This window comes from Colwellia sp. KU-HH00111, from assembly GCF_040362745.1.
In the GTDB taxonomy this organism is placed as follows: Bacteria; Pseudomonadota; Gammaproteobacteria; order Enterobacterales; family Alteromonadaceae; genus Colwellia.
Genome location: NZ_BAABWO010000019.1, coordinates 1 through 3,620, shown reverse-complemented (window position 1 = coordinate 3,620; position 3,620 = coordinate 1). Strand labels below are relative to the sequence as shown.

Here is a 3,620-nt window from a genome sequence, read left to right as displayed (position 1 = left end):
TTAAAATACCTCTGGGTATAAAATTAAGTTTATTTCTTACTTTGTTTGAGATAATAAGGATAGATTAATCTAAGGAATGGTGCTGATAGGCAGATTCGAACTGCCGACCTCACCCTTACCAAGGGTGCGCTCTACCAACTGAGCCATATCAGCATTCATATACAAAGATTGGAGCGGGTGGCGGGAATCGAACCCGCTTCATCAGCTTGGAAGGCTGAGGTAATAGCCAGTATACGACACCCGCTAACTCTATCAGATTATCTCTGTTTTAAGTTCACGCTTTTACTTTATAAAAGCATAAGCTAAAAATATGGTGGAGGGAGGTGGATTCGAACCACCGAAGGCTGAGCCGTCAGATTTACAGTCTGATCCCTTTGGCCACTCGGGAACCCCTCCAATATACTTACCCACTTCACACTTGCGAAGCAGTATTAATGGTGCCGACTGCCGGAGTCGAACTGGCGACCTACTGATTACAAGTCAGTTGCTCTACCAACTGAGCTAAGTCGGCACTACATTAAGTGGTGCGAATTCTAGAGTAATGTTTTGCCGCTTGCAAGCGTAAAATTCAAAAAAATAGATGTTTTTGTTACTTTCCTGAAAGATTAGTGTGTGTTTGATGCTTTTTTACTCAAAGCCTGTTTAATTCTATGCAGTAGCGCTTAAATATAGCTTTGAAGACCATGAAAAACCAATTCGGGAATCACCTTGTTCTGGTAATTAATTAAAGATGAAAGTTTTAGGGCATTACCGCCAGTAAATACTACTTCATCTAAGTTAATCCCTTGGTGTTGTATCTGCGATATTCCTACATTAACCGATCCGACGGTAGCCGCCCATGCTGCATTGTGAACATTTTCAGAGGTGTTTGCACCAAAGCTTAGAGATACAGGTTCATTGCTATTTGCTTTAACATAACTTGTGTTTGCTATAATACCAGTAACCAGTGTATTAATACCCGATAGAATCCAACCGCCATGATGCTGCCCGTCAGCCCCAAGAAAGTCGATCGTAGTCGCTGTGCCCGAGTCAACTATTAATACGTTTTTGTTAGCAAAGTTCGCTGCTGCTCCCAGCAACCCTAGCCATCTATCTACACCTAACTGAGCTGGTACTTGGTATCCGTTTACCACACCATTTTTTTGTTTTTCACTACTGATCTCTTGATAACTAATATTATTAGCTTTACACCAGTCAAATAACGCATCAGTTAAATGTTTATCGCCAACACTGGCAATAATGACTTTACTGCTCTTATGAAATTGGTTTTCAAATAGTCTGCACGTAAATTCCTTGTTATCTACAACATTTATTGGTGTCAATTTTCCTTGAACAGAGGTGCAATATTTCACTCGGCTATTACCCATATCTATTAACACTATCATTCATCACCTCTAAGGCTGACTTCTCCACCGTATATCGGTTTAATTTGACCATCCACCTCTAGCAACAATGCTCCTTGATTATTTACCCCACGGCAAATACCTTTAGTGACCCGCTCCCCTGTTAACAATTTAACCCGTTTATTTAAGTAACAATCTTGGGTATTCCACTCATCTATCATTGTCGTTAATCCTTCAGCCTGATAACGTTCGAGCTTAACCACTAACTGATATATTATTTGTGCACATAAACTATTTCTGTCTATCTTCTGCTCACTATGACTCTGAATATCCGTCCACTTCTGATCAATCTGTTTTGCTGCTTGAGCGGGCATATTTACATTTAATCCTATGCCGATAACACTGTGACTAGGCTCTAGCGGTTGCCCTTCAAGATCAATGAGTATTCCTGCCAACTTAACACCCTGCAAATAAATATCATTTGGCCATTTAAGTTGCACGCGAATGTTAGTATTTACATAGATTGCTTCACTCACAGCTAAAGCTGTAACTAGGCTCAACCCCATCGCCGCAGATAAACCTTGTGATAATTGCCAATACATTGATAGATATATTTGTGAGCCAAATGGAGATATCCACTGCCTCCCTCGCCGGCCTCGACCCGCACTTTGAAATTCAGCGAGGCATACTTGTCCTTGAGAAACTTGATTAGGCAATCTCCGTAACAAATAACTATTGGTAGAATCGATTAAACTGTGGACTTCTATCTCAGGGACTGTTTCATTATCTGGCCATGCGTTGATAATTTGGTCCAGGGCTAATAAATTAATAGGCTGCGATAGTTTATACCCTTTACCTGTTACACTATAGATGTCTAAGCCCATCTCTATTAACGCCTTGATATGCTTTGATATAGCCGACCTACTAATTGCTAACTGATTTCCCATCTCTTGTCCTGAAACAAACTCTCCTTTAGCTAACATTTTAATCAAATGCTCTCTCACTGCCTTTGCCATACTATATTCACTTATGTTTGATTAACTGAGCAAAATCTTGTTCACCGTTTGCTGTAACCATTCGCACTTCCGGTGTTATAGAAATAGCAAACTTTGAAAATACTCGTTGTTGAACTAATGCTGCTAGGTCAACAATATCGCTGCCTTTCGTACTCTCGTAATTCACTAGAACAAGTGCTTGTTGCTGATGAACACCCACCCCGCGCTCACGGTAACCTTTTAAGCCCGCTTGCTCAATTAACCAACCAGCTGCAAGTTTGGTCTGATTTTCAGCTTGTGGATAATGTGGTATATCAGGAAAAGTCTTTTGCAGTGATTTAAATTGCTGCATGGAGATCACTGGGTTTTTAAAAAAACTTCCTGCATTAGCTAGTATATTTGGATCTGGGAGTTTCGCTTGGCGTAGACTAATGACTTTTTCCATGATTTGAATAGGAGAAGAGTCTTCTGCTAATACATCTAAGCCAGCATAACTTAAGTTAGCGTGCCACTTTTTAGGGAAAGCCATAACGACTTCAATAATAATCCCTTTATTATAAAGTTCATTCTTAAAGATACTATCTCTATACCGAAACCTACAATCTTGATTGGTTAATGTTTTTATCTGGTTACTTGCAAAATCGTACCATAGTACATACGTACAAAAATCGGCGAACTCTACACCATAAGCGCCAATGTTTTGTACAGGTGCAGCACCGACACTACCAGGTATCAATGCTAAGTTTTCTAAGCCATAAATTCCACGTGTTAGGCAAGTCTCTACAAGATTATGCCAATTTTCTCCTGCTCCAATTTTTACTACATGCTTATCTTGAGATTCAAAAACGTCTATGCCTTTCAACTCTGGTTTGATAATTAGAGGGGCACGTTCTTCAACGAACAAGGTGTTACTACCTTCCCCAAGAATATAAAAATTATCAGTAATTAGCTCAGGCAACTTCGCTAGATCATCCTTAGTGTTTAGAATATGGATAGTTGGGCATATTGTTCGAACATTAAAGCTATTATTTTTTTGCAAGCAAAACTGCTGATTTGATTCCATAGGTGTTATTTAGGGTAGTTAACATATGGTTATTGTACTTAATATTATATTCAACACCAGAGAAAGCAGTGGATGAAAGGTTATATCGTCATATATCCACTAAATTTTAACTACTCTACAATGTCATGATCAGAGTATTATCGGTACCATTACCCACTTTATTTTTGAAATCATCAGATTATAGAATTCAGGAAAGCAAAAAGCCCGTCACATTCGTAA

At 39.3% G+C, this 3,620-nt stretch carries 3 protein-coding genes and 4 tRNA genes; all 7 read right to left on the bottom strand.

Annotated features, from left to right (window positions below; translation table 11 throughout):
- Positions 1 to 77 precede the first annotated feature (77 nt).
- Positions 78 to 153: transfer RNA gene (locus ABXG98_RS18935), tRNA-Thr, on the bottom strand.
- A 16-nt stretch (positions 154 to 169) separates the two neighbouring features.
- Positions 170 to 244, bottom strand: a tRNA-Gly gene (locus ABXG98_RS18930).
- Positions 245 to 311: 67 nt separating this feature from the next.
- Positions 312 to 396: transfer RNA gene (locus ABXG98_RS18925), tRNA-Tyr, on the bottom strand.
- Between the two features lie 39 nt (positions 397 to 435).
- Positions 436 to 511: transfer RNA gene (locus ABXG98_RS18920), tRNA-Thr, on the bottom strand.
- A 151-nt stretch (positions 512 to 662) separates the two neighbouring features.
- Entirely contained in the window at positions 663 to 1,385 is a 723-nt protein-coding gene (locus ABXG98_RS18915; RefSeq protein WP_353540271.1) for a type III pantothenate kinase, read from the bottom strand.
- Positions 1,382 to 2,359, bottom strand: a complete 978-nt coding sequence (birA, locus tag ABXG98_RS18910) for a bifunctional biotin--[acetyl-CoA-carboxylase] ligase/biotin operon repressor BirA (RefSeq protein WP_353540270.1) — start codon at positions 2,357 to 2,359, stop codon at positions 1,382 to 1,384. Before birA ends, ABXG98_RS18915 begins: the two co-directional genes overlap by 4 nt.
- Before the next feature lie 7 nt (positions 2,360 to 2,366).
- Entirely contained in the window at positions 2,367 to 3,401 is a 1,035-nt protein-coding gene (gene murB / locus ABXG98_RS18905; RefSeq protein WP_353540269.1) for a UDP-N-acetylmuramate dehydrogenase, read from the bottom strand.
- Positions 3,402 to 3,620 lie beyond the last annotated feature (219 nt).